Source organism: Streptomyces sp. NPDC002499, assembly GCF_053595415.1.
On the sequence record NZ_JBSFXO010000001.1, the window covers coordinates 277945 to 302584 of the forward strand.

Sequence of the window (24640 nt, forward strand, 5' to 3'; positions counted from 1 at the left end):
GTCTGTGCGTCCTGCGTGCCGGCGCCTCTGCCGCCAGCCTGGTGGCAGGGCGGCAGGACCGCCACCGGGCCGATACGGACGGGGTGGGCTGTGTCAGCACAGCCCACCCCGTCCGTCACACTCGCGGCGCCTCTACGCCGAGGTCACCGCCGACCGCGGCCCCGCACCGACCACCCGCTTCCGATTCCGGCCAGGTGAAGTGCGAGCACGGTGAGCCCGAGCAGCATCACGTTGGTCGAGGTGAAGGTGTCGTTGGTCGAGATGTCGGCTGCGTTGATCAGGAAAGCTATGAAGAACAGGACCGCAGAAATGATGGCCAGCATGATGTCCGCCCCTTCCGTTGATTGAGGTCGTCGCCCCACGTGGACTCCGTGTACCCCCAACTGCCCCGAAAGCACGGGCATTTGCCTGGCGGACCTGCGAGACGCCCTGGCGGGCGCCCCTGAGGGTGTCTCAGCCGAAGGCCCTGACCGCCTGGTAGTAGGTCCAGGCGGTGCTGTTGCAGGCGGTCTTGGTCGCGCCGCTGTAGCTCAGGCAGACCCGCTTGAGGTCTTCGTAGAAGGCGCTGTCGAGGCGGTCCTTGTTGGCGTCGAAGGCGCCGGCGGCCTTGTAGTTGCGGTAGCCGAAGTCGTGCCGGGCGCAGGACGTGGCGAAGGGGAAGCCGAAGGGGTTGTCGGGCGAGGAGGAGCAGTAGTCCGTGGACCAGTCGAACCCGTAGGCGGCCCAGGCGGTCTGGTTGGCGCGGGCGGTGGTCCAGAGGGTGTAGCTCGACGAGCTGGTCTGGGTCCAGCTCGACAGGACCTGGGGCTTGTCGGCGGGAGCGGCTTCGGCGGCTGCGGCGGTGGCGACGACGGTGACGAGGGCCAGGGCGGAGGCGCCCAGTGCGGTGGCGAGTCTGCGGTGCATTCCACACCTCCATGAGACCGCGGCCCGCCCGTCGGACCGCAGGTTCATGTCAAGATGATCGGCACCTCAAGCCTCCTTTCACACCTCAAGTCCCCTTAATGGGGCATTAATTCTGGGACATCACGGCCAAACGGACGTCGACGGCCGTGAGCGCCAGGGCCAGCGGACCGGGTGTGAGGAAGGCCAGCGGCACCAGCATCCACGCGCACGCGACGGCCGCCGCCACCGCGAGCAGCACCAGGGCGCTGCCGCCCGTGTCGCCTACGGCGTCCCGCGCCGCCTCGCGCAGGGCGGCCCGCCAGTCGGTGAGCGACTCGGGCCTGGCGCAGGCCCGCAGGCCCACGACCAGGGCGGCCGCGGCGATGGCCGAGGCCACCACCGCGAACACCGGCGCCCCGGGGAGTCCGGCCCCGGCGAGGGCCAGGTCCGCGACCACCACCAGGGCGCCGGTCAGGAAGACGCCGCCGGCGGCCAGGTCGCCGGCCCGCAGCCGACGCCGTAGCACCTCCAAATACCGCCCCGCGGTGGCGGGTCGGCCCGCCACCCCGCCCCGCAGGACCGCGCACGCGGTCGACAGGGCGGCCGGGACCGTCACCAGGGGCAGGCACAGCACCGCCGTGAGCAGGCCGACGCTGAGCATGTCGGCGAACAGGGTCATCCGCGGGCCGAAGACCTCGCCGGGCTCGCGGGTGCGCAGGCCGCTCATCCCTTGAGTCCCGAGCTGGCCATGCCCTCCACCAGGAAGCGCTGGAAGGCGAGGAAGAACAGCACGATCGGCAGGAGCGCGATCACCGACATCGCGAACATGGGGCCGAACGCCGACTGGCTGGAGGAGTCCACGAACGAGCTCAGGGCGAGGGTGAGCGTGAACTTGTCCGGGTCGAAGAGGTAGATGAGCTGGGTGAAGAAGTCGTTCCAGGTCCAGATGAAGGTGAAGATCGCCGTGGTGATCAGCGCGGGCCGGGTGAGCGGCAGCACGATCAGGAAGAAGCTGCGGAAGGGTCCGCAGCCGTCGATCCGGGCCGCTTCCTCCAGTTCGCGGGGCAGGCCGCGCATGAACTGGACGATGAGGAAGACGAAGAAGGCCTCCGTGGCGAGGAACTTGGGCAGGATCAGCGGCCAGTAGGTGTTCACCAGGCCGAGTTGGTTGAAGATGATGTACTGCGGGATCAGCACCGCGTGGTGCGGCAGCATGATCGTGGCGATCATGAACGCGAACAGCGGGCCGCGGAAGCGGAAGCGCAGCCGGGCGAAGGCGTAGGCGGCGAGCGAGCAGCTGATCACGTTGCCGATCACCGCGCCGCCCGCGATCAGCAGCGAGTTGGACAGCAGCCGCCAGATGGAGACGTCGTTGACGCCGTCCAGGGCGGTCTTGTAGTTGGACCACTCCAGGTGGCTGGGCAGCAGGTTGAGGCTGGTGATGACCTCGTTCGCCGGCTTGAGCGAGCTGGCCAGCAGCCAGACCAGCGGATACAGCACCACCAACAGGGCTGCCAGGCAGCCCACATGGAGGGCTATCCGGCTCCAGGGCACGGGCCTGCGGTCGGTGGTGTCGGCGGTGGAGACGGCGGTCATCGGTCCCCCTCGGACGCGTAGAAGACCCAGGAACGCGAGGTGCGGAACAGCACCGCCGTGACGGCGCCGATGACGATCAGCAGCACCCAGGCCATGGCGGAGGCGTAGCCCATGTGGGAGGCGACGAAGCCGCGGTCGTAGAGGTAGAGGGTGTAGACGAGGGTCGAGTCGGCCGGTCCGCCCTTGCCTCCGCTGACCGCGAAGGCGGGGGTGAACACCTGGAAGGCCTGGATCGTCTGGAGCACCAGGTTGAAGAAGAGCACCGGGGACAGCATCGGCACGGTGATGGAGACGAACTGACGCCATTTCCCCGCCCCGTCGACGGCCGCCGCCTCGTACAGCTCGACGGGGATCTGCTGGAGACCGGCGAGGAAGATGACCATCGGCGCGCCGAACTGCCACACCGTCAGCAGGGCCACGGCCAGCAGCGACCAGCCGGGCTTGTTGACCCAGCCGCCGTTGCCGAACAGCTTGTCCACCGTGCCGCCGTCGTTGAAGACCTGGCGCCAGACGAGCGCGATGGACATCGAGGCGCCGAGCAACGAGGGGGCGTAGAACGCCGACCGGTAGAAGGCCTTGCCGGTCTTCATGTTCTTCAGGGCGAGGGCGACGACGAGGGCGAGCGCGAGTTGCAGGGGCACCGCGATGACGACGTACTCGAGGGTCGTCACGACCGAGCGCCAGTAGCGCGGGTCCTCGGTGAACATCTGCGTGTAGTTGCGCAGGCCCACCCAGCGGGGCGCGTCGAAGAGGTTGTAGTCGGTGAAGGACAGGTACAGCGACACGGCCATCGGCAGCAGCGTGAGGACGCACGCGCCGAGGACCCACGGGGACAGGAACACCCAGGCGGCGCCCTCGCGTTCACGCTTCGGACGGCGGTTGGGGGCGGTCGCCGCGCGCTTGGGGCGGGCGGTGGGCGCGGGGATCTCGGTGGTGGTCATGACCTCAGCTCCGCCTTCGCCTCGGTGATGTAGTTCTCGGCCGCCTTGCGGGGCGACAGGCGCTCGTACGACACCTGGTCGTAGTCGCGCTGGAAGGTGGACTGAAGGGCGTTGTCGCCGGACGGCGGGGCCTGCGGCGGATCCTTGAGGGTGCCGTCGACGGAGGCCTGGTAGTCGGAGATCGTCTTGTCGAAGCCCTGGAGCTGGGACCTGGTCTCCGCGCGGATGGTCTCGTTGACCGGGATGCCGCGGGTGGCGCCGAGGATCTTGGCCGCGTCCTTGTCGTTGATCATGAAGTCGATGAGTTCGGCCGCCTCCTCGGGATGGCCGGTGTTGGCCGAGACGCCCATGAACATCGACGGCTTGAAGTACTGGCCGGGCGTGCCGTCCTCGCCGGACGGCATCGGCGCCAGCGCGATCCCGGTCGGGATGAAGGAGACGTAACCGCCCGCCGGGGCGTCCCAGTTGTTGTCGGAGGTCGCCTTGCCGCGTGCCAGCGGGGTGTTCTCGACGAACCCGGCGAGCTGGGTGGTCTGTTCGGCGGGCGACACCGCGCCCTCGCGCCGGAGTCGGTCGGTGAAGGTCCACCACTCGGTGAGGTCGTCGGCGGTGAAGCCGAGCCCGTTGTCCTTGGTGTAGAGGGACTTGCCCTGGCCGCGCAGCCACACCTCGAAGCCGTCCTCGCTCCAGCCGGGGTCGGTGGCTCCGGGCTTCCCGGTCTTCTTGGCCAGCGCGCGCATGTCGTCGGCCCAGTCGGCCCAGGTCCAGCCCTTCTGCGGGAGCGGTACGCCGGAGTCCTTCCAGGCCTTGGCGTCGTAGACGATGGTCTCGGTGCCGCGGCCCTGCGGGATCGCGTACTGCGTGCCGTCCACGCTGCCGGTCGCGAGCAGGCCTTCGTCGATCTCGGTGGTGTGCAGGACGGCTTTCTGCTTGCCCAGGTCGAGCAGGACGCCACCGTTCGCGTACTGGTTGATCTGGCGGTAGTCGAGCTGCATCACATCGGGTGCGTCGCCGCCCGTGGCCTGCACGGCGAGCTTCTGCTTGTAGGCGTCGTAACTCGAATACGACGTCTGCACCTGCACGTTGGGATGGCGTTCCTCGAACAGGGCGACGGCCTTGTCCGTCAGCGCGGCGCGGTCGGGGTTGCCCCACCAGGCGTAGCGCAGCACGACCTTGCCGCCACCGCCGGCCGATTCCCCGGATCCCCCGCAACCGGCCAGCATCGCGCAGAGCGCGAGCGCGGCGGCCGTTGCGCAGAACCCCTTTGTCCTGTGTCCGGGCATGTACCGAGGTCACCTCATCTCTTACTCGGACCTGATGTCACGGCCCCCGTGTCCCCCGGTCATGTCATGCGCCCCGGTACGGCAGCGTCGTGCCGGGCAGGTTGTACTCGTCGCGTCGGCCGCACATGCCGAAGCCGCCGAGCCGGGTGGGCGCGGTCTCGTACGCGGTCGCCCGGTCGAGATACGCCGGCTCGCCGTCGGCGAGGGCGTCCAGTTGGGCGCCGGTGCGTTCGGCGGTGGCGAGCGCACCGGCCCGCCACAGCTCGCGCCAGGCAGGCACCTTGGCACGCACCAGCCGGGCGGCGGCGCGCTGGAATTCGGCGTACGGGCGTTTGTCACCGGCTTCGAGGGACTCGCGCAGGACGAGGTAGCCCTCGACGGCGAGGTCCCGGCGCCGCCGGGCCGCCGCGGCCGTGTCCTCGCCCGTGCCCGGCGGGAGCGTGGCCGCGGCCGCGTACCGCTCGGGGTCGGCGAGCACCTCGGGCGGGAAGGTGAAGACGGCGTCCCCGGCCTCCGGCAGCCCGCTGTTCTGCATGAGCACGGTGATCCGCAGATCGCCGCCCTGCACCATGCGGTGCACGGTGCCGGGGGTGAACCAGGCGACCGAGCCCGCCTCCAGCGGGATGTCCCGGTAGCCGTCGGGGCTGAGCGTCTGCACCGCGCCCCGGCCGCCGGTGACGACGTAGGCCTCGGTGCAGACCAGGTGGAGATGCGGGCTGCCGCCGCACACGCCGTCGGCGGCCTCCCAGTCGTAGGCGCTGAGATGGGAGAGGCCGACGGCGCCGGGCAGCGGATGCGGGAGCGTGGGCTTGGGCTCGTTCACCACGGCAGGCCCTTCAGGTGGGCGTCGACGCCGTCGTGGTCCCAGGCGCCGTCCGCGACGACCACGCGGTAGCGGTACGCGAAGGACTCGCCCGGCGGCAGCTCGAACTCCTCGAAGAACGCCCAGGAGAACGCGGCCGTCGGGAACGGCTCGGAGCGCACGAACCAGTGCGACTCGTGGATCGCGGACCCGTCCAGATTCTCGGGCGCGTGCGCGAAGACGATGGTGGAGTGGCCGTCGACGTCGTCGTGATCGGTGGTGTATGCGAGCCAGGGGCCCTGACTGCCCATCAACTTCTCGGCGCCGCCGTCGGAGTCGGGGCCGAAGACCGTGCCGCCGGTGAAGTCGCGCGGGCCGCGCCACTGGAGGCCGGTGTAGCCCGCGAGTTCACGGCCCTCGGTGGTCGGGGAGCCGAAGACGAGGGGCTCGGCGCGGACGTTGGCGAGCCGGATCGACCAGTCGAAGGCCCAGGAGCCCGTCTCCTCGTCGACGGAGTGGACGACCAACTCCCGTACTTCCCGAGCCCATTCGGCGCCGCCGTGCTCCACCCAGGTCAGCTCCTCGGTGAAGGCGAGCCGGTCCTCGTCGACTGCGAACTCCGAGAAGCCGTCGTGCCGCATGGAGCCGACGCGCTCGGGCTGCGGGACGTAACCCTCGCCGTGCACATAGCAGTTGCCGCCCCAGAAGTTCTGGCCTGAGAGGTGGCTGGCCGTCATCTGGAAGCCCTTGTGCCAGCGGTGGTCCTTGGGGCGGTACCCGGTCACCGTGCGCCCGGCGAGGGTGCGCACCGGATGCGCGTACGGCTTGCGGGCCTCGAAGGCCTCGGGGTCGGGTCGGTAGACGTAGCGGAGGATCTCCGTGCCGTTCGCGGCCGCGACGGCGATGTGGTCGCCGTGGACGTGGCTGACGCGGATGCTCATGCGCGCTCCTTGGGGGCCCAGTGGGGGTGGTCGCCGTGCATCGTCGGGTAGTAGGGGTCACCCGGCGCGATCTCGCCGGCGTGCACGGGCTGTCCCGTGAACGCGGACTTGTAGAGGGCGGCGGCGAATTCGAGGGTGGCACGGGCGTCGGGGCCGCTGCCGGGCGGCCTGACACCGTTGTCGTACGCGTCGAGGAGGGCGCCGAGCTGGGCCGTGTGCGAGCTGGGCACGTCGGCGGTGGGGGTGCGCCAGGCGGCGGCGCGCTCGGCGGCCACGTACGGGGCCGGGGTGTAGACCCAGTCCTCGTTGCGGTGTCCGTACAGATGGGTGAGTTCGACGGTGGCGTCGGCGCAGTCGATCCGGATGCGGCTCACCTCGTCGGGTGACAGCACGCTGTTGACGACCGTGGCGAGGGCGCCGTTCTCGAAGCGCACGAGGGCGGTGGAGACGTCCTCGCTCTCGGTGTCGTGGACCAGGCGGGCCGCCATGGCGCGGATCTCCGTCCACGGACCGAGCAGGTGCAGCAGCAGGTCGTACTGGTGGATGCCGTGCCCCATGGTCGGGCCGCCGCCCTCACTGGCCCAGGTCCCGCGCCACGGCACGGCGTAGTAGGCCTCGTCGCGGTGCCAGGTGGTCTGGCAGTGCGCGACGCGCGGGGCGCCCAGTTCGCCGCTCGCGATCAGCTCGCGGGCGTGGACGGCGCCGGAGCCGTAACGGTGCTGGAAGACCACGGAGGCGTACGCCCCCGACGCCTCCTCAGCCGCCGCGATCTCGTCGTACTCGGCAAGGGACAGGGTCAGCGGCTTCTCGCACAGCACCCAGGCGCCCGCCTTGAGCGCGGCCACCGTCTGCTCCCGATGCAGGGAGGGCGGGGTCCCGATGAGCACCAGATCGGGGTGTACGGCGTCCAGCATCGCGTCCATCGAGGTGTGGCAGGCGACCTCCGCGCCCGCGAGCTCCCGGAAGGCGTCGAGTCTGCCCTGGTCCACGTCGACGGCGGCGACCAGCTCCACTCGCTCGGCGTGGGCCCGCAGCGCCGGCAGGTGGCTGCCGCTGACGATGGAGCCGGTGCCGACCACGGCGACTCTGCGGCGGACGGGGCGTGCGGTCATGCGGTTACTCCTCTGACGGCCCGCGGACAGGGGCGATCGACGCGCAGAAAGCGCTTGCGTCTGACGGCGACCCTAGGACCCGACCTAATGTCCGGACAACCCCCGTGCAGCGACATTGAGAAATCCGGAGACCTTTGCTCACTTTGACGCAAGCAACGGAGTTTTCACGGCCGCACGCCGGGTCCGGGTCGGGCGCGCCAAAACCGGCTCCGAGTAAAGGAGTTGCATGGTCTAGTCCAAAGAAGTGTTTGGTCTAGGCCACTCCGTTGACGTGGTCATCTCCCCCTCATCACCCTGGGACCTCCCCCCACTCCCCCACTTCTCCACTGGAGGCACAGAGTGAGACGTCTTCGGGCATGTCTGGGCGCGGCCGCCGCGGTCACGACGGTCGCGGCCGCCACGACCGCTCTCGTCGCGACCAACGCCTCGGGCGCGACGACCGCGCTGAGCAACCGCTGGTACGCCGCCGCCCCGTACTTGATGCCGCTCGACAACAACCCGCCGGACGCGTCCGCCATCATGGACGCGACCGGCCTCAAGGCCTTCCAGCTCGCCTTCGTCCTCGCCCCCAACGGCGGGGGTTGCACGCCGACTTGGGGCGGCACGGCATCGGTCTCCTCCGACACCGCGGTGCAGTCGGTCGTCAACACGATCCGCGCCAAGGGCGGGGACGTGTCGGTCTCCATCGGCGGGTACGGCGGCACGAAGCTCGGCCAGGCCTGCGCGGACCCGGCGGCCACGGCGGCGGCTTACCAGCAGGTCATCACCAAGTACGGCCTGCACGCCATCGACTTCGACCTGGAGGAGCCGGAGTACGAGAACACGGCGGCGATCCACAACGAGATCGGCGCCGCCAAGATCCTCCAGCAGAACAACCCCGGGCTCTACGTCTCCGTCACCACGGCCGGCACGGCGGACGGGACGGGCTGGTTCGGAAAACAGATGCTGTTGGAAGCAAAGTCGCAGGGGTTCACCCCGAACAACTTCTCCATCATGCCGTTCGACGGCGGCTTCAACGGCGCGGCCTCGCAGACGAGCGCGCTCACCAACTTCAACGCGATCCTCCAGTCCACGTTCGGCTGGGACTCGGCGACCGCGTACGCCCATGAGGGCTTCTCCGGCATGAACGGGCGAAGTGACACAGGGGAGTACTTCACCCAGAACGACTTCCAGACCGTGCTGGACTTCGCGACCTCGCACAACATGGATCGCTTCACCTTCTGGTCCCTCAACCGGGACCGCCAGTGCGCGACGCCCGACAACGGCGGTGTCACGTCCGGCACTTGCTCCAGCGTGGCGCAGAGCGTCTGGGACTTCGCCAAGTACTCGGTGAAGTTCGCCGGCGTCACCCCGCCCGCCACCACTCCGACCCCGACGCCCACGCCGACCCCCACCGGGTGCAAGACGGCGTGGAGTTCGGCCTCGGTCTACGTGCAGGGTGACGAGGCCTCCTACAACCACCACAACTGGAAGGCCAAGTGGTGGACCCAGAACGAGACACCCGGCGCCGCCGAGTGGGGTCCCTGGCAGGACGAGGGCGCCTGCTGACAGACCGCTGGGCCCCGGCGGTCGACTCGCCGGGGCCCACGGGTCGTTCATGTCATCAGCACTGCGGGATCTGGGACTTCCAGGTGGCGGGACCGCCGCTGTCCAGGTACCAGTCGTTGACGTAGCCGCTGGAGCTGCCGGTGGAGACGAGCATCCAGTAGCGGTAGCCGTGGCCGTCCGCGTCCGGGTCGCCGGTGGTCCAGCAATCCAGTTCCAGCCACTGGCCGTTGCCCCAGCGGGCCACCGCGCCGGCGCTGTAGCGCGGGGCGGTGCGCATCACCAGGGACGAGCCCGGATCGATGCCGATCACCTGGGCGCAGCGCGCGGGATCTCCCGGTCCGCTGCCCGGACAGGCGCGGGGCGCGGCCTGGGCGGGGGTGGCCGCCAGCAGCCCGGCACCGGCCAGCAGCACGGCCGTACCGGCCGCGGCCCCCAGCCGGGAGGTGAGCAGTCGTGAGGTGGACATCGGCTCCTCCGTTCGTTCTTCGCCGGTGACTCACCCTGGCAGCGAAGGGGAAGCACCACATCCTGTGAACTGTCAGGGTGGGGACGGGGAACCGGAATGCCGCTCAGGCCGTCCTGACGTCCGGGCGGTAGATGTCCAGCCACTGGGCCAGATCGAGCGTGCGTTCCAGACCGCGGCGCTCCGCCTGGGTGTTCACGGGCTCGTCGCGGTGGGCGACGCGGTGCAGGCGGTCGCGGTCGACGAGGTCGAAGACCGGGTGGGCGGGCCGCGCCAGAAGGTCCTTGGCCTGGTCCTGGAGCGCGGCCGCGTACTTGGGGTCCTGGGTGGAGGGGTAGGGGCTCTTGACCCTGTCGTACACGGACTGCGGGAGCACGTCGGCGGTCGCTTCCCTGAGCAGGCTCTTCTCCCTGCCGTCGAAGGACTTGAGCGCCCAGGGCGCGTTGTAGACGTACTCGACGAGCCGGTGGTCGCAGAACGGGACGCGCACCTCGAGGCCGACGGCCATGCTCGCGCGGTCCTTGCGGTCGAGCAGGATCCGGACGAAACGGGTGAGGTGGAGGTGGGACATCCGGCGCATCCGGTACTCGAAGTCGCTCTCGCCGTCGAGGCCTTGGATGCCCTCGACGGCCGTGCGGTAGCCGTCGGCGATGTATCCGCTCAGGTCGAGTGCGGCGAGCAGGTCGGGGCGCAGGACCCCGGCGTCCTCACCGAAGTGGCGGCCGAAGCGCACGAGCCAGGGGAAGGTGGTGCCGCGCCGGGCCTCCTCGTCGAAGAACTGGAGGTAGCCGCCGAAGACTTCATCGGCGGACTCGCCGGACAGGGCGACGGTCGACTGGTCGCGGATGGCCCGGAACAGCAGGTACAGCGAGGCGTCCATGTCGCCCATCCCGGCGGGCAGATCGCGGGCCCGGATCACCTTCGCGCGGATGTCGGGGTCGGCGAGCGCCTGGGCGTCCAGGACGATGTCCTGGTGTTCGGTGTGCGCGGTGCGGGCCACGTCGTGGACGAACGGGGTGTCGGGGGTGCCACGGAGTTCGTCGGCGACGAAGTGGTCCGCCTGGCCGACGAAGTCGACGGCGAAGCTGCGCACCTTCTCGCCGCGCTCGCCCAGTTGACGGGCGGCGATCGCGGTCATGGCGGAGGAGTCGAGGCCGCCGGAGAGCAGGGTGCAGCGGGGCACGTCGGCGACCAGTTGGCGGCGGACGATGTCGTCGAGCAGGGAGCGGACCGTGGCGACGGTGGTGTCGCGGTCGTCGGTGTGCGGCCGGGTCTCCAACTCCCAGTAGACACGCCGGTGCAGGCCCGAGCGGTCGACGGTGACGACGGTGCCGGGTTCGACCTCCGCCATGCCGTCCCAGACGGCGTGCCCAGGCGTCTTGATCATGGTGAACAGCTCGCGCAGCCCGTCGAGTGTGACGCGGGCCGGGGCCAGCGGGTTGGCGAGGATCGCCTTGGGTTCGGAGCCGAACAGGACGCCGTCGGACGTCGGGTAGTAGTAGAAGGGCTTGATGCCCATACGGTCGCGGATCATCACCAGCTTGTCCTGCCGGCCGTCCCAAACAGCGAACGCGTACATGCCGTTGAGCCGTTCCGCGATCCCGTCGCCCCATTCGAGGTAGCCGCGCAGCACCACCTCGGTGTCGGAGTCGGTGGTGAACCGGTGGCCGCGGCCGGTGAGTTCGTGGCGCAGTTCGGTGAAGTTGTACGTCTCTCCCGAGTAGACGAGCGCCACGCTCCCGTGCGGGGTGTCGGCGCTCATCGGCTGCCGTCCACCGGGCAGGTCGATGATCGCGAGCCTGCGGTGCCCGAGGGCCGCCGGCCCCCGCATCCAGGCACCGCGGTCGTCGGGGCCGCGGCAGGCCATCGTCTCGGTCATCGCATCCAATGTGGCGGCCTCAGTGCGCAGGTCGCGGTCGAAGGAGATCCAGCCGGTGATGCCGCACATACGTTGCCTCCCGCTCCGGGTTCGCCACGGGACGTGCTCCCACCTGCGCATACCAGCAGGCGGTCACGCCCCACGAGCAAACAAGGTGTATTCGCCATCCATATGCGAGAGTGCGCCGCACCCTCAGGGGCGGTCAACACGGACGTAACACGGGCAGCCCGATCCACCCGGCGTTTTCAGCCTCACTTTGCATGCGCGAAACCCGCGAAGCCCGGTATCGCCGGGTCGGCCTCATCGGAAATCGGCCACGGGCAAAGATTTCCCCACCTCTGGGCCGGTCGGGCCCGGAGGGTCACCGCCCCGGAGGTGTACGACCCAGGAGTTCCCGCGTGATCGCGCCGGGTCCGCGCAGCATCGCGCGCGCGGTGGCCTCGTCGTAGCCGGCGTCGCCCAGTTGCGAACGGGCGGTCGCCTCGTACCGGTCCCGGACCGGGCCCAGCTCCGGTGTGCCGCGCTGGGGGTGGCCGACCGCGTTCCAGTACCGCTCGGCGGCCGTGTGCGCGGCGACGGCGCGCTCGGCCGCGCCCTGGGCGGCGAGGGAGGACGCGAGGAGATCGAGGCCGAGGGCGAGTCCGAAGCTGTCACCGATCCGCAGTTTGCCCTCCAGCATGGAGGTGGCGTGGGCGGTGGCGCCGTCGGCGCGGTCCTCGAACAACGCGATGAGGGCGAGCTGGTAGTCGGCGTAGGAACGGGTCCACCACTCCCCTCGTTCCATCGACTCCCGCCGCAGTTCCTCGGCGCCCTCACGGGCACGGTCCAGGAGTCCGCGGGCGGTGTACGCGAAGACGCGCGCCAAACGGCACATCGCCCGCGGGGCCGCGAGGCCGGGTGCTCCCCCGACCTGCGCGAGGCCCGTGTCCACGACGTGCTCGGCGACGAGCGGCCGGCCGCCGAGCAGGTGCGTCAGCGCGAGCAGATATGCGGCCCGCAGCACGGCGTCGGCGTCCCCTGTCCGCTCGGCCTGATGGCGGCAGGCGCGGGCCAGCTCGCGCCCCGCGTCATGCTCACCACGCAGCACTCTCACAACCCCCAGCGCCCAGAGGGCTCGGTTACGGGCCGGACCGGGCACGGAGGACGACTGCAGCGCCTCTTCGAGATACCGGGCCGCCTCGGGCAGATGACCGCAGCAGCTCCAGAAGAAGCCGAGGTGCCCCGCCATCTCCACGGCCGCTTCGGGGTCCGCCGCCAGCAGGTGGTCCAGCGCGGTGCAGAGGTCGACATGGGAAGCGCTGATCCACCGGTACCAGTGCACCTGATCGACGCCGAACCAGGCCCGGTCGGCCCGCCACGCCGTCCGCGCGTGATGGCGGGCATGCCGGTCGGCGGTCCGCTCTGACTCCCCCAGGGCGTCGAGCCACATCCGGCCGTACTCACGGACGGTGTCCAGCATGCGGTAGCGGTCCCGGGAGCGCGTCAGGACGGATCGGCGTACGAGCCCGGCCAGTGCCTCCTCCACCCCCTCGGGAGTGAGGGGACCGCCCGCGCATACCGCGCGTACGGCGTCGGTGTCCATGGGGCCTCGGAACACCGACAGCCGCGCCCACAGCAGGCGTTCGGCGGGAGCGCACAGTTCGTGGCTCCAGCCGATGGTGGTCCGCAGCGCCTGATGCCGGCGCGGTCCGCCCCTCGGTTGCGGGGTCTTGAGGTCGAGCAACTGGCCGAGTTCGCTGCCCAGTTGGTGGATGTCGCGCTCGGCCAGCCGACCCGCGGCCAGCTCGATCGCCAGCGGGATGCCTTCCAGACGCGCGCACAGCCGGGCCGCCGCCACCATGTCCGCCGTGTCCGCCAGCGGCCGGCCGGCCTCCTCGGCCAGCCGTTCCAGCAGGCTCAGCGCATCGGACCCGAAGGGCAACGGGCCCAGTGCGACGCCCCGTTCACCCGGCAGGCCGAGCGGCTCCCTGCTGGTCACCAGCACGCTCAATCGCGGGCATTCGCGCAGGAGTTGGGCGACCAGTGACCGGCACCCGTCCAGCAGGTGCTCGCAGGAGTCCAGGACCAGCAGCGCATCCTCCTCCGCGAGCCACCCGCTCAAGGCGTCGAGGGGGACGGCCGGGGTGTGGTCGGCGAAACCGAGCGCGTCGGCGGCGGTGGCCACCAACAGCCGGTCGTCGGGCAGTTGCCACAGATCGGCCCAGGCCACCTCGCGGCCCGTCACCTCACGGAACTCGTGGGCGGCCTGGAGCGCCAGCCGACTCTTGCCGACACCTCCGGCCCCGGTCAGGGAGATCAAGCGGTGCTCACGGAGGGCATCGGTGAGGGCGGTCAACTCGCGCTGACGGCCGACGAATCCGGGAAGAACGGGCGGTAGGTGGTACGACACGGACACAGTGTCCCGCGCCTGGGCACCGGGCGTGCGCCGATTCGACGCACGGGCCCTTCGAAGGCGTGAACAGGACCAGGGCGGCGGGGCGCGGTCGCAGGGCCGTTCGGGCGCCGTCGGGACACCCACCGTTCCGGATCGCGGCGCCCGCGGGTCCTACGAGTCCGGTCAGGATCGCGGCGCCGCGGGTTCCACGAGTCCGGTCAGGATCGCGGCGCCGCCGGTCGTACGAGTCCGGTCTGGTAGGCGATGACGACGAGTTGGGCGCGGTCCCGGGCGCCGAGCTTCGTCAGGGCCCGTTGGATGTGGCTGCGTACGGTGAGAACGCTCAGGAAGAGCTCCTCGGCGATCTCGTCGTTGGACTTGCCGCGGGCTGCGAGTGCGGTGAGCTCGCGTTCGCGCGGGGTGAGTTCGGTGAGCCGTTCCGGAGATGCCAGGAGGACACCCGGGGCCTGGGCGGTGAGGAAGCGGGTGATGAGGGCGCGGGTGGCGCCGGGCGAGAGCAGGGCCTCGCCCGCGGCGACGGTAGGGATGCCGGCCAGCAGGGCGTCCGTGGTGACGTGCTTGCCGAGAAAGCCGCTGGCGCCGACCTGCAGTGCTCTGGCCACGTACTCGTCGGTCTCGAACGTGGTCAGCACCAGGACCCGGGTGCCGGCCAGGTCGGGGTCCGAACAGATGGTGGCGGTGGCGGCGAGGCCGTCCGTGCCCGGCATGCGGATGTCCATCAGGACGATGTCGGGGCGCTGGGCACGGGCCAGCTCCACCGCCTGCTCGCCGTCGGCGGCCTCGCCCACCACCTCCAGGTCGGCGCAGGAGTCGATCAGCAGCCGGAACGTGCCGCGCAGCAGGGCCTGGTCGTCCACGAGCAGGACACGGATGGTCACAGGGTGGCCTCGTCTTCTTCCGGGGCGAGGGAGTGCAGCGGCAGGGCGGTGGAGACCTCGAAGCCGCCCTCCGGCCGGGGGCCCGCGAGCAGGTCGCCGCCGACGGAGTGGGCGCGCTCCCGCATGCCCATCAGGCCGTAGCCCCCGCCCGGTACCGGCGCGGGGGTGCCGCTGCCGTCGTTGGTGACCGAGATCAGCAGGCGGCCGTCGGAGTACGTGAGGCGGACGCACGCGCCCCTGCCCGCGCCGTGCTTGGCGACGTTGGTGAGGGCTTCCTGGATGATTCGGTACGCCGTCAGGTCCACGCCCGGTGACAGGGGCCGGGGTTCTCCCTCGGTCGTGACGGTGACCTCGACACCGGCGCTCTCGCATTTCGCGATCAGCTCGGGAAGGCGGTCGAGGCCGGGGGCGGGTTCCAGGGAATCGGCGTCGGGGTCGTCGGGCTGGCGCAGCACCCCCACCGTGGCGCGGAGTTCGAGCAGCGCCGCGGACGTGGTGGCGGTCAGCTCGCCGAGCAGCTTCTGCGCCTGCTCGGGGTGGGTGGTCGAGAGGTGGCGGGCCGTGCCGGCCTGGGCGTTGGCCACGGCCATGTGGTGGGCCACGACGTCGTGGAGATCGCGGGCGATCCGCAGCCTCTCCTCGGCGACCCGCAGCCGGGCCTCCTCCTCGCGGGTGCGCTCGGCATACGTGGCGCGTGCCTGCACGGAGTCCGTGTAGTCCCGGCGCAGCCGGTCCCGGCTGCCGCCGACCAGGGGCAGCATCAGCCACAGCACGGGGCCGACGGTGCGCAGCAGGATCATGTCGCTCGTGGTCATGTCCAGCACGGCGGTGATGACCACCACGGCCATGCTCGCGGCACCGTACAGACGGGTGGTCCTGGGGTCGGTGCCGGCGGCCAGCCGATACAGGGCGATCATCAGCGGAGCGAGCAGCAGCGGCGTCAGCAGGTACCCCAGGGCCACGGTGATCACCGTGCAGACCGCGGCGACCACGACGGCGGTCCGTGGGTGGGTACGGGCTGTGAGCTGGACGAGGCAGGAGACGATCGCCAGCGCCTCGGCGGGCCACGACTGGTCCGGTTGGCTCAGGCCGGGGATGACGATCGAGGCACCGAGCGTCACACAGCCCAGCAGCCCCAGGGCCAGGACGACGTCTGTGGCGATGTGCCGGTGCCTCGCGAGGCGCTCCAGGCTGGTGGTCATCTGTCTCTCCGGGTGAAGTGTCCCGACCCCATGGTGGACGACGTCGGGCGCACGGCGCTGTGCGGGGCTGCCCGCGGCCTTCGCCACGGGCAGCCCCGCGCGGGCCGGGTCGGCCCGGTCAGACACGTGCTCGCACCGACTCCTCCGTGGTCGGGTCCGGGTCGGAGTGCCCGTCCGCGGCATCGGCCGGGCGCCGGGCAAGGGCCTCGCCCTCGATGTCGACCCTGGGCAGCCGACGGTCCAGCCACGACGGCAGCCACCATGCGCGGTCGCCCAGCAGGGCGAGGACGGCGGGCACGATCGCCATGCGGACGACGAAGGCGTCCAGGAACACGGCGGCGGCCAGGCCGAACCCGATCATCTTGATCATGGAGTCGCTCTCGCCGATGAAGCCCGCGAAGACGGCGATCATGATCAGCGCGGCGGCCACGACGACCCGGGCGCTGTGCCGGAACCCCGAGACGACCGCCTCCTTGGCCGGCTCGCCGTGGACGTACGCCTCCCGCATGCGGGACACGAGGAACACCTCGTAGTCCATGGCGAGTCCGAAGACGATGCCCACCAGGAAGATCGGCATCAGGCTCATGATCGGCCCGGTCTGCTCCACTCCGAACACGCCCGCGCCATGGCCCTGCTGGAAGACCAGGACGACCGCGCCCAGGGCCGCGAGCACTGAGAGCAGGAATCCGAGGGCCGCCTTGAGGGGAACGAGCAGGGACCGGAAGACCACGAGGAGGAGGACGACGGCCAGGCCGACCACGGTGACGAGGTAGGGCACCAGCGCGGCCTGGACCTTCGCGGCGATGTCGATGTTCAGTGCGGTGGTGCCCGTGACCTCGAAGGACGCCCCGGCCGCCGACTCGATGGCGGAGCGTTCCCCGCGGATGGTCTTGACGAGGGACTTGGTCTTCTCGTCGGTCGGGCCGGTCGACGGTGTCACGGTGAACACGGCCGTGTTCCCGGCGTCGTCGAAGCGGGGCGCCCCCACCGAGACGACGCCCTGCGTGTCGGCGATCCGACGGCTGATCGTGCTCGCCGCGGCCTGCACGTCGTCGCCTCCCTCGGCGTCCACGACGATGGTCAGCGGCCCGTTGAAGCCGGGGCCGAAGCCTTCCGCGAGGGCGTCGTAGGCGCGGCGTTCGGTCGTGGAGGTCGCCTTGGCCTCGTCGCCCGGCATGCCGAGTTCCAGCTGGGTCATCGGGACCGCCAGAACGCCGAGGCCCACAACGCCCAGCAGGAGCACGGGGATCGGGCGGCGCAGCACGAAGCGGGCCCAGCGGGTGCCGTGGTTGTCGCGCTCACCGCGCCTGTCGTGGTCATCTCGGTTGCCGCGGCCACCTCGGTCGTCGCTCGCCAACGCCCCGTCCCGCGCCTGGGACTTGGCGGGCTTCCGCCCGCGGAGCAGGCGTCCGGCCCGGCCCCCGCCGCGTGCGGCGCCCGACAGCACGGCGTTCGGCCAGAAGCCGAGCAACGCGGGCACCATGGTCAGGGCAATGACCACGGCGACGACGACCGCGCCTGCGGCCGTCAGGCCCATCTTGGTCAGCGTCGGGATGCCGACGACCGCGAGGCCTGCCAACGCGATGATCACGGTCAGGCCCGCGAAGACGACCGCCGACCCGGCCGTGCCGACCGCGAGACCGACTGCCTCCTCCGGAGCGTGTCCGTTCGCGCGCTCCTCGCGGTACCGGGAGACCACGAACAGCGCGTAGTCGATGCCGACCGCCAGCCCCAGCATCATGGCGAGCGTGCCGGTGCTGGTCGAGAGCCCCAGGGCGTCGGACAGGATCGTGATCGTGAACATGCTCGCGCCGACGCCGAGGATCGCCGTCAGCAGCGGCAGCCCGGCGGCGGCCAGCGAGCCGAAGGTGACCAGCAGCACGACGGCCGCCACCGCGATGCCGACGATCTCGGCGACACCGCCGGGTCCGCCGCCGCTGTCCATGGCGGTGCCGCCCTCCTCCACGGTCAGACCGGCGGTCCGAGCCTGGTCGGCGGCCGTCTCCAAGGCCGTACGACTGGCGTCGGTGATCTCGGACGCCTTCACCTTGTAGGTGACGGTCGTGTACGCGGTGGAGCCGTCCTCGCTGACCGCCTTCACCTTGAAGGGGTCGGTCACGCCGGCCACCTGCGAGCCGTCACCGAGGACGTCCACCGCCTCCTCGATCGCCTTCTTGTGGTCGGTGGCGGTGACCTTCGACCCGTCGGGGGCGACGAACACCACGCGTGCGGTGGCTCCGTCGGCGGCGGCGCCGGGGAACCGCTCCTGCATCAGGTCGTACGCCTTCTGGGACTCGATGCCCGGCATCGAGAAGTCCTCGTCGGAGGCTCCCGGTGCCTGTAGAGCCCCCAGTCCGACGGCGGCCAGGACCGCCACCCACATCAGGGCGACGTAACCACGCCGCCGGAAGGCCAGTCGGCCCAGTCGATACAGAAAAGTAGCCACGTCGGGGAACTCCGCCTCTGCTCTCGCTTGTCCCAGAAGGCTTTCGCGGCGGAGGGCCTCACGTCGTCGTGCGGCTACTGGCACTGCGGTCTCCCGCATCCGGAGGACTCTCTACTGAAACCGCAGTACGCGCGCGGGTCGGCGACTCCTGCTCCGGGATGAATCGCCAGCGGCGGCGGACCCGTACCCCTTTTCGATTTACCCTCTGTCCTCGTATCGGCACTGGCCGTACACTGTCAACTCAGGGAAATACAGGCGTGATTGACTGGGGGAGCCGTCATGTCCTGGGATCATGAAGCACGTCCGGATTTCGTCGTCCCACCCATGCCGACCGCACCGCCACCCACTCCGCCACCCGCACCGGCGGACCCGTGGCGGGCCTTCGCGGTGGCGTTCCTGAACCTCAGCGGACTCGGACTCGGGTACGCCCTCGTCCGCCGCTGGGGCCTGATGATCGCGTGCCTGGCCGCGACCGGGATCCTGCTCTTCGTGGCACTGCCCGCGGACCCGAACGGGGTCCCCGGCGCGCTGGTCGCGCTGTACCTGATCTTCCTGCTGGCGGCGGCCACGCACGGCGCGCTGCTCGGCCTGCGCACCCGGCTCGCGTGGCCGCCGAACCCCCTGGTCGCGGCCGGGCTCGGCATCGTGCTGCTGGCCGTCCCCGCCGGGGGCGTCGTGCTGTACGACGACGCGCGCGACGAGGCCACCGAGCAGATGCTCCTGGACCGGCTGGACCAGGCGGACGAACTGGTCAGGTCGGGCGGCACACGCCCCTTCGAGCTGGCGCAGACGGAGTACCGCCAGGCGCTGACGGTCTACCACGGGCTGACCGACGACCACCCGTCGTCGCGAGCGGCCGCACAGGTGCCCAGCCGCCTCAAGAGCTACTACTCCACCGTCGCCGCCCCGTACGCGGAGCAGGACTACTGCGGGGCCGTACCGCCGTTGAAGTACCTCCGTACCGTCCCGCGGACGATGGACAAGAAGACCCTCGGGTCCCTGTCCACCTGGCCCGACGACCGGCTGGCCACCTCGCTCTACGAGTGCGCGGCGGCGGCGCTGAGCAGCAGCAGCGCCAACTGGCCCGCGCAGTTCGGCGAGTTGGTGTCGACGTTCCCGGACTCCGAGCAGGCGAAGAAGGTCGAGCCCGCGATCGCCGCCGAGGTCGGCAAGGCCGTCAAGTCCGTGAGCGGCAAGGACCCGTGTGGGGCGGTCCAGCGCCTGGACTCCCTCTCCACGCAGATCCGTGGCGTGTCCGCGACGCAGGCCGAACTCTCCGACGCTCTCGACAGGAACGCCGACCGCGCCGACCGGAGTGCGGCGTCGGGCACGTACAACTGCGGTGTGGACCAGTACAAGGATGGCAGTTTCAGCGAGGCCATCACTTCCATGAACAAGTTCATCGAGGACAACCCCGGCAGCGCGAACCGCGCTCGTGCCCGGAAGATAGCCATCGCCGCGGAGGTCGCCGAGACGGTGCCCGCGGCGGGCAAGCGCCTGCCGACCACCCGCTCGGGCGGCAGCATCACCGTCACGGTCAAGAACGACAGCCCGGACGACATCACCGTCATGTACACCGGACCGGTGACCGGGAGCTTCAGTCTCAAGGCCTGCGGCAGCTGCTCGACCTATTCCTCGCTGCTCACGTCGCTCGGCTCCGCCTCGGAACCGTGCAGCGACAGCGGCAAGAACTACCCGCAGAAGACCATCCGACTGCCGGCCGGCACCACCTACTTCGTCCACAAGTCCAAGACCGGACTCGGCAAGTCCCCGGCCTCGGACACCGCCAAGCTGACGCCGGGCTACATCTACACCGAGTGCGCCTACACGACGAGCCTCGGCTACTGAGGCCGCCGAGCGGAGCGCCGGTGTCAGACCGGCGCGACGCCGGTCGGTGAGTCGCCGCCTTCGTGCGCCCGCCGCATCCCGGGCACGCCGTCGAGTCCACCGGCCACGGTGTCGTGCGCGCCCGAGGCCGGGATCAGTACGAGGATCTCGTCCTCGGCGCTCCACACGCGCCGGTCGGTCTTGCGCGGGCCGAGCCGGAACCCGTCGTCGCGGCGCGCGGTGCCTCGGCCATGGCTGCGGTGCCCAACCGCGCATTCGCCGCGCTCCAGTGCGGCGGCCACGACCGTCGCGAAGGACGCCTCGCAGCCGGGCCGCACATAGTCGGCGGCCGGGCGCAGGGCGAGCGCGCCGCCTCGGGGAGCGAAGACCTCCTCGAACACCGGGGCCAGCGCCGGGTTGTGGGAGATCTGCGCCATCAGCAGACCGGTCAGCTCGCCCCGCACCACCACGTCGGCCGCCGGACCCAAGGGGGCGAGCGGACGGCTGCGGTGGTCGCGCAGTTCCGCCACCACCGGCAGCGCCCGGCCCGCCTCCTCCTCCAGTGACCGCAGCATGAGGAGGGTCAACAGGGTCCGGTCGTCGGGTCGTTCGGGGCCCGCGTCCGCGTCCGGTCCCGACACGACGATGCTGTCGTAGCCGAACAGGTCGAGGGCGCGCAGTGTCTCGGCGTGCACCGGGTCGGCGATGTGGAAGACGACGTCGAGTCGCGCGGGGTGCACGGGCTGCTCCTCCGGGGGCGCGTCGTCCGGGCCGACGACCACGTCGAGGACGGAGCCCGGCTCGACGGTCCGGCGCAGGGTGTCGACGACCAGGGGCGTACGGCGGTTCCAGCCGAGCAGCAGCGTGCGTGAGGGCCTGGCGGGGCGTGGAGCGGGCGGCGCGAAGACGGTGGGATCGACGTGCTCGCGGCAGGCGGTGGACGGGAGGTCGGTGTCGTCGTGCGCGACGACGACGAGCCGGTCCGTGGGCGCGAGGACGGTCCCCGCCGGCGGCGCGAGCAGGGGCTGCCCGTCGGCCCGTAACAACCCCACCACACAAGCCGCTTCAAAGCGCAGCGCGGCCTCCCTGAAGGGCAGTCCCGCCAGGTCGGACGCGTCGAGGACGTGGAACTCGGCTCCCTCGAAGTCGAGCAGGTCCCGCAGGGCCGCCGGCAGCCCGGGGCGTCGGGAGGCCTGGACCAGCAGGCGGGCCGTGGTGAGGTCGGACTCCAGGACCGTGCCGCGCGGCCCGGCCGCCAGCCGCGCGGCCGACAGGTAGCGCGGGTCACGCACCGCGGCCACCACGGGCGGCGGCTCCTGCCCGGCGAACAGCGCGCGAAGGGCCAGCAGGACGCGTACGACCTGAAGGTCCGCGTCGGCGTCCTCGGTCGGCAGCACCAGCACCGAGCCGGCCGACGACGGGGCCACGAGCGCGAGAGCCTGGGGGTCGGTGGGCGATCCGGTACGGCAGACGAGACGCGCCCTGCCCCGGACGCTGAGCGAGGCCCGCAGCCGCGCCTCCATCTCCGCGGGGTCGCGGTCGGCGAGCACGGCGACCACTCCCCTGCCCCGGCCGGCCCGGGCGGTGATCAACTCGCCGACCACCGTGAAGACTTGGTCCGACCAGCCGAGTACGACCGCGTGCTCCCGCTCGAGCACCGTCGAACGGCCTCGGCGCAACTCGGTGAGCCGGTCGCCGAGTCCGGTGGTGATCACGCCCACAAGGGTCGAGACGCACAGCAGGGCGATCAGGCCGAGGAGTGCGGACAGCAGCATGCGCAGGGGCGCGCCGGTCATCCCGCCCAGGCGCAGGGTCTCCGCGCTGGTGCGCCACACGTCCGTGAGCCGCCCCGACAGGGATCGCGGAGCCTTGGGGTCCGTCCACACCAGCAGCGCGCTGACGGGTACGACCACCGCGAGACAGCACGCGCTCAGCCAGCCCAGCAGCGCGCCGGTGCTGCGGGCCAGCGTGCTGTCGAAGAGGTAGCGCGCCCGGTCCCCTAACTCCGTCGGCCACTGCCGCCTCGCCACATCCGCCCCCTGCTGTCCGACACACCGTTCCTGACGTCGAAGGGTGCGGGTCCGGCGTCCGCGACACGCCGTGGCATCAGGGGTATTCACACTTTCGGGCAGTGCCGGTTCGCGCTGGGCGGAAGGCGTTTGCGGCGCGCGAAGCGTCGGTGGTTCAGGCGTCGCCGCCGCGCAGTTCCGCCAGCGTGGCCGTGGTGAGGTTGCGGGGTGCGGTGTCCGGGTCGACGAGGACGACCGTGCAACTCGCGGTGTGCGTAAGGGCGGTGGTGAAGCTGCCGTCGCCGAACTGGGCGGCCGGGCCGCGCGGTGAGCGCCCGATGGCCACGGCACGGGCGCCGACGTCGGTGGCGTGCTGGGCCAGTGCCCGACCGGCCGCGGCGTGGTCGCCGACGCTGACCAGGATCTGTCCGGTGGCCGCGACGCCCTGGGCGGCGAGGCGGTCGAGGTGGGTGGTGACGGCGGCGCGCGCGTGGTCGTGGGTCTCGGTGTCGGCGGCCTGTTCCTCGACCACCGCGGTCTGTTGGACGTGGGCGACCTCCAGCGGGCTGCTCGTGTCGCGGGCGAGCCTGGCCGCGGCGTCGACGATCGCGGCGGCCTTGGCGTCGGAGCCGACGGCGACGATGACGAGCGGGACATCGGTCGTGGCACGGGGTCCGACAGGGGTGAGCGACGGCGCGACGGGCTCCCCGTCTCCCGTGTCGGTCTCGGCCGCGCGCAACAGCCTGTGGCCGCTGGCGAGAACGGGAATGGCGAGCAGGAAGGTGCCGGCACCGACGTAGAAGGGCACGCTCAGGTCGGTGGCGTCGGCCAACTTGCCTGCCACGTACGGCGCGAGGCCGCCGCCGATGAAGCGCAGGAAGCCGTACGCGGAGGAGGCGACGGGGCGCTCGACGGGCGAGACGAGCATGACGGCCTGTGTGGTCAGGGTGTTGTTGACGCCGATGAAGGCACCGCTGACGATGACGGCCACGATGACCACCGTCGGGGTGGCGACGCCCGCGGCGATGACGGCCATCACGACGCTCAGGCCGACGAGGTTGGCGTACAGCACCGGGGCCGTGCCGAAGCGGGCCTGGAGGCGCGGGGCGAAGAACACGCTGAAGGCGGCGACCAGCAGGCCCCAGCCGGTGAAGACCAGGCCGAGCTGGTGGGCGCTCAACTCCATGGGATACGGGGCGTATCCGAGCATGGTGAAGAAGCCCCAGTTGTAGAGCAGGGCCATGATGCCCATGGTCAGCAGGCCTCGGTGCCGCAGGGCCTTCAGCGGGGCCAGGGCCGAGGTGGGCTGCTTCGGCTTGGGCAGGGAGGGGACGAAGGCGAGGGTCGCGACGAGGGCGATCGCCATGAGGACCGCCACGCCGAAGAAGGGGCCCCGCCAGCTGATGGCGCCCAACTCGCCGCCCAGCAGCGGACCTACGGCGATACCGAGGCCCAGCGCGGTCTCGTAAAGGATGATCGCCCCGCCGAAACCGCCGCTCGCCGAGGCGACGATGACGGCGAGGGAGGTCGCGATGAAGAGCGCGTTGCCCAGACCCCAGCCGGCCCGGAAGCCGACGATGCCGTCGATGGAGCCGCTGGTCCCGGCGAGCGCGGCGAAGACCACGATGACGGCCAGGCCTATGACCAGGGTGGGCTTGGCGCCGATCCGGCTGGAGACCCAGCCCACGAACAGCATCGCGACCGCCGTCACGATCAGGTAGCTGCTGAACAGCAGCGAGACCTGGCTGGGCGTGGCGTGCAGGCTGTCGGCCAGGGCGGGCAGGATCGGGTCCACCAGGCCGATCCCCATGAACGAGATCACGCAGGCGAACGCGACGGCCCAGACGGCCTTCGGCTGCCGGAAGGGGCTGGCGGCCTTTCCATGCGGTGCGGTCATGTGCGGTTCTCTCCAGCCTCTCGAAGCGAATGGCCTTCCTGGATGGCGCGGGCCAGCGCGGGCAGGGCGATCTGTACCGCCTGCCGTTCCTCCTCGGTCAGTTCGTCGATGAGTGCTTCGAGCGCGCTCGCGCGTTCGGCGCGCCGCCGCAGGAACATCTCCTCGCCGACGTCGGTGATCTCCACCAGCACGCCTCGGCCGTCGCTCGCGTCGGCGACGCGGCGGACCAGGCCGGCCCGCTCCAGTCGGGTCACGAGTTGCGTCATGTTCGGCTGGGTCGCGCGTTCGGCGCGGGCCAGATCGGTGAGCCGGTGCGGGCCCTCGCGCCCGAGTCGGCCGAGTGTCGCGGAGGCCGCGGTGCTCAGGCCGCCGGCGGTGGCACTGTGCCGGACGTAGCGGACCATCTCCTCCAGGGCGATGATCAGGCCTTCGGCCGGTGCGGCGACTTCCATAACCCGCTTATGCATAACCGCATTATGCATCTAGGTGTAGAGGGAATCAATATTCGCGTCCCGCCCTGACCCGAGGAGGGCCGC

Annotated in this window: 20 protein-coding genes; 2 read left to right on the forward strand and 18 right to left on the reverse strand. The window is 71.0% G+C overall.

Annotated features, from left to right (window positions below):
• Positions 1-143 precede the first annotated feature (143 nt).
• From ACWD5F_RS01280 to ACWD5F_RS01320, 9 genes are all read right to left on the reverse strand, one after another.
• Positions 144-323, reverse strand: coding sequence for a hypothetical protein (locus tag ACWD5F_RS01280; RefSeq protein WP_401724337.1), 180 nt, complete (start codon positions 321-323; stop codon positions 144-146).
• 130 nt (positions 324-453) lie between these two features.
• Positions 454-906, reverse strand: coding sequence for a phospholipase (locus ACWD5F_RS01285; protein WP_451249909.1), 453 nt, complete (start codon positions 904-906; stop codon positions 454-456).
• Positions 907-1012: 106 nt separating this feature from the next.
• Complete coding sequence (locus tag ACWD5F_RS01290; RefSeq protein WP_451249911.1) at positions 1013-1612, reverse strand: hypothetical protein; 600 nt, start codon at positions 1610-1612, stop codon at positions 1013-1015.
• Positions 1609-2481 (reverse strand): carbohydrate ABC transporter permease, encoded by an 873-nt coding sequence (locus ACWD5F_RS01295; RefSeq protein WP_451249913.1) that lies wholly within the window; start codon positions 2479-2481, stop codon positions 1609-1611. Before ACWD5F_RS01295 ends, ACWD5F_RS01290 begins: the two co-directional genes overlap by 4 nt.
• A complete protein-coding gene (locus tag ACWD5F_RS01300; RefSeq protein WP_451249915.1) occupies positions 2478-3422 on the reverse strand; it encodes a carbohydrate ABC transporter permease in 945 nt (314 codons plus the stop codon). The genes ACWD5F_RS01295 and ACWD5F_RS01300 overlap by 4 nt, the downstream gene beginning before the upstream one ends.
• Positions 3419-4705, reverse strand: coding sequence for an ABC transporter substrate-binding protein (locus ACWD5F_RS01305; protein WP_451249917.1), 1287 nt, complete (start codon positions 4703-4705; stop codon positions 3419-3421). The genes ACWD5F_RS01300 and ACWD5F_RS01305 overlap by 4 nt, the downstream gene beginning before the upstream one ends.
• A gap of 64 nt (positions 4706-4769) precedes the next feature.
• Positions 4770-5531 (reverse strand): cupin, encoded by a 762-nt coding sequence (locus ACWD5F_RS01310; protein ID WP_451249919.1) that lies wholly within the window; start codon positions 5529-5531, stop codon positions 4770-4772.
• Positions 5525-6448: a DUF6807 domain-containing protein gene (locus ACWD5F_RS01315; protein ID WP_451249921.1), complete on the reverse strand. Its 924-nt coding sequence runs from the start codon at positions 6446-6448 to the stop codon at positions 5525-5527. The genes ACWD5F_RS01310 and ACWD5F_RS01315 overlap by 7 nt, the downstream gene beginning before the upstream one ends.
• On the reverse strand, positions 6445-7560 hold the full coding sequence (locus tag ACWD5F_RS01320; RefSeq protein WP_451249923.1) for a Gfo/Idh/MocA family protein: 1116 nt from the start codon (positions 7558-7560) through the stop codon (positions 6445-6447). Before ACWD5F_RS01320 ends, ACWD5F_RS01315 begins: the two co-directional genes overlap by 4 nt.
• A 339-nt stretch (positions 7561-7899) precedes the next feature.
• On the opposite strand from ACWD5F_RS01320, the gene ACWD5F_RS01325 reads away from it, so the two are divergent.
• Positions 7900-9108 carry a carbohydrate-binding protein gene (locus tag ACWD5F_RS01325; RefSeq protein ID WP_451249925.1) on the forward strand — a complete coding sequence of 403 codons (1209 nt, stop codon included), beginning with the start codon at positions 7900-7902 and terminating at the stop codon, positions 9106-9108.
• Positions 9109-9163: 55 nt separating this feature from the next.
• Here the strand turns inward: ACWD5F_RS01325 and ACWD5F_RS01330 are convergent, their stop codons facing one another.
• From ACWD5F_RS01330 to ACWD5F_RS01355, 6 genes are all read right to left on the reverse strand, one after another.
• Positions 9164-9574 carry a hypothetical protein gene (locus ACWD5F_RS01330; protein WP_451249927.1) on the reverse strand — a complete coding sequence of 137 codons (411 nt, stop codon included), beginning with the start codon at positions 9572-9574 and terminating at the stop codon, positions 9164-9166.
• 103 nt (positions 9575-9677) lie between these two features.
• Positions 9678-11519 (reverse strand): asparagine synthase (glutamine-hydrolyzing), encoded by a 1842-nt coding sequence (asnB, locus tag ACWD5F_RS01335; protein WP_451249929.1) that lies wholly within the window; start codon positions 11517-11519, stop codon positions 9678-9680.
• Positions 11520-11811: 292 nt separating this feature from the next.
• Positions 11812-13839: an ATP-binding protein gene (locus tag ACWD5F_RS01340; RefSeq protein ID WP_451249931.1), complete on the reverse strand. Its 2028-nt coding sequence runs from the start codon at positions 13837-13839 to the stop codon at positions 11812-11814.
• Positions 13840-14042: 203 nt separating this feature from the next.
• The gene (locus tag ACWD5F_RS01345) at positions 14043-14723 is read right to left on the reverse strand and encodes a response regulator transcription factor (RefSeq protein ID WP_451249933.1); all 681 of its coding nucleotides are present in this window, start codon (positions 14721-14723) and stop codon (positions 14043-14045) included.
• The gene (locus tag ACWD5F_RS01350; protein WP_451249935.1) at positions 14720-15925 is read right to left on the reverse strand and encodes a sensor histidine kinase; all 1206 of its coding nucleotides are present in this window, start codon (positions 15923-15925) and stop codon (positions 14720-14722) included. The genes ACWD5F_RS01345 and ACWD5F_RS01350 overlap by 4 nt, the downstream gene beginning before the upstream one ends.
• Positions 15926-16043: 118 nt before the next feature.
• On the reverse strand, positions 16044-18371 hold the full coding sequence (locus ACWD5F_RS01355; RefSeq protein ID WP_451249937.1) for an MMPL family transporter: 2328 nt from the start codon (positions 18369-18371) through the stop codon (positions 16044-16046).
• 324 nt (positions 18372-18695) lie between these two features.
• Here ACWD5F_RS01355 and ACWD5F_RS01360 point away from each other — a divergent pair, with 324 nt between their 5' ends.
• Complete coding sequence (locus ACWD5F_RS01360; RefSeq protein ID WP_451249939.1) at positions 18696-20219, forward strand: hypothetical protein; 1524 nt, start codon at positions 18696-18698, stop codon at positions 20217-20219.
• Positions 20220-20242: 23 nt separating this feature from the next.
• Here ACWD5F_RS01360 and ACWD5F_RS01365 read toward each other — a convergent pair whose 3' ends face one another.
• The 3 genes from ACWD5F_RS01365 to ACWD5F_RS01375 form a co-directional block, all read right to left on the reverse strand.
• Positions 20243-22228, reverse strand: a complete 1986-nt coding sequence (locus ACWD5F_RS01365) for a CASTOR/POLLUX-related putative ion channel (RefSeq protein ID WP_451249941.1) — start codon at positions 22226-22228, stop codon at positions 20243-20245.
• A 154-nt stretch (positions 22229-22382) separates the two neighbouring features.
• The gene (locus ACWD5F_RS01370) at positions 22383-24104 is read right to left on the reverse strand and encodes an MFS transporter (protein WP_451249943.1); all 1722 of its coding nucleotides are present in this window, start codon (positions 24102-24104) and stop codon (positions 22383-22385) included.
• Positions 24101-24571 carry a MarR family winged helix-turn-helix transcriptional regulator gene (locus ACWD5F_RS01375; RefSeq protein WP_451249945.1) on the reverse strand — a complete coding sequence of 157 codons (471 nt, stop codon included), beginning with the start codon at positions 24569-24571 and terminating at the stop codon, positions 24101-24103. Before ACWD5F_RS01375 ends, ACWD5F_RS01370 begins: the two co-directional genes overlap by 4 nt.
• Between the last annotated feature and the right edge of the window lie 69 nt (positions 24572-24640).

What these genes read in the sequence shown, in the direction of transcription:
- ACWD5F_RS01280 (WP_401724337.1), bottom strand. Translation starts at nt 323, where the DNA reads ATGCTGGCCATCATTTCTGCGGTCCTGTTCTTCATAGCTTTCCTGATC.
- ACWD5F_RS01285 (WP_451249909.1), bottom strand. Translation starts at nt 906, where the DNA reads ATGCACCGCAGACTCGCCACCGCACTGGGCGCCTCCGCCCTGGCCCTC.
- ACWD5F_RS01290 (WP_451249911.1), bottom strand. Translation starts at nt 1,612, where the DNA reads ATGAGCGGCCTGCGCACCCGCGAGCCCGGCGAGGTCTTCGGCCCGCGG.
- ACWD5F_RS01295 (WP_451249913.1), bottom strand. Translation starts at nt 2,481, where the DNA reads ATGACCGCCGTCTCCACCGCCGACACCACCGACCGCAGGCCCGTGCCC.
- ACWD5F_RS01300 (WP_451249915.1), bottom strand. Translation starts at nt 3,422, where the DNA reads ATGACCACCACCGAGATCCCCGCGCCCACCGCCCGCCCCAAGCGCGCG.
- ACWD5F_RS01305 (WP_451249917.1), bottom strand. Translation starts at nt 4,705, where the DNA reads ATGCCCGGACACAGGACAAAGGGGTTCTGCGCAACGGCCGCCGCGCTC.
- ACWD5F_RS01315 (WP_451249921.1), bottom strand. Translation starts at nt 6,448, where the DNA reads ATGAGCATCCGCGTCAGCCACGTCCACGGCGACCACATCGCCGTCGCG.
- ACWD5F_RS01320 (WP_451249923.1), bottom strand. Translation starts at nt 7,560, where the DNA reads ATGACCGCACGCCCCGTCCGCCGCAGAGTCGCCGTGGTCGGCACCGGC.
- ACWD5F_RS01330 (WP_451249927.1), bottom strand. Translation starts at nt 9,574, where the DNA reads ATGTCCACCTCACGACTGCTCACCTCCCGGCTGGGGGCCGCGGCCGGT.
- asnB (WP_451249929.1), bottom strand. Translation starts at nt 11,519, where the DNA reads ATGTGCGGCATCACCGGCTGGATCTCCTTCGACCGCGACCTGCGCACT.
- ACWD5F_RS01350 (WP_451249935.1), bottom strand. Translation starts at nt 15,925, where the DNA reads ATGACCACCAGCCTGGAGCGCCTCGCGAGGCACCGGCACATCGCCACA.
- ACWD5F_RS01360 (WP_451249939.1), top strand. Translation starts at nt 18,696, where the DNA reads ATGCCGACCGCACCGCCACCCACTCCGCCACCCGCACCGGCGGACCCG.
- ACWD5F_RS01370 (WP_451249943.1), bottom strand. Translation starts at nt 24,104, where the DNA reads ATGACCGCACCGCATGGAAAGGCCGCCAGCCCCTTCCGGCAGCCGAAG.
- ACWD5F_RS01375 (WP_451249945.1), bottom strand. Translation starts at nt 24,571, where the DNA reads ATGCATAAGCGGGTTATGGAAGTCGCCGCACCGGCCGAAGGCCTGATC.